This window comes from Enterovibrio norvegicus FF-33, from assembly GCF_000286835.2.
Classification (GTDB): domain Bacteria; phylum Pseudomonadota; class Gammaproteobacteria; order Enterobacterales; family Vibrionaceae; genus Enterovibrio; species Enterovibrio norvegicus_A.
In genome coordinates, this window is the sequence record NZ_AJYD02000020.1 from 1 (window position 1) to 410 (window position 410).

Genomic DNA, 410 nt, shown 5'->3' on the forward strand with positions numbered 1-410 from the left:
TTAGCAACAACACCTGCACCAACTGTACGACCACCTTCGCGGATTGCGAAGCGTAGACCTTCGTCCATCGCGATTGGCGAGATCAGAGTTACAGTCATTGCAATGTTATCACCTGGCATTACCATCTCTACGCCTTCTGGCAATTCGATAGTACCGGTCACGTCAGTTGTACGGAAGTAGAACTGTGGACGGTAGCCTTTGAAGAACGGAGTATGACGGCCGCCTTCATCTTTCGACAGAACATAAATTTCTGATGTGAAAGTGGTGTGTGGAGTGATTGAACCAGGCTTAGCCAGTACTTGACCACGTTGAACTTCGTCACGCTTAGTACCACGTAGAAGAACACCAACGTTCTCACCAGCACGGCCTTCGTCAAGAAGTTTACGGAACATCTCAACACCAGTACAAGT

At 48.5% G+C, this 410-nt stretch carries 1 protein-coding gene; it reads right to left on the reverse strand.

From position 1 onward, the window contains the following. Positions 1-410, reverse strand: a 410-nt coding sequence (locus A1OO_RS06755) for an EF-Tu/IF-2/RF-3 family GTPase (protein ID WP_016962248.1), incomplete at both ends; no start/stop codon positions are given.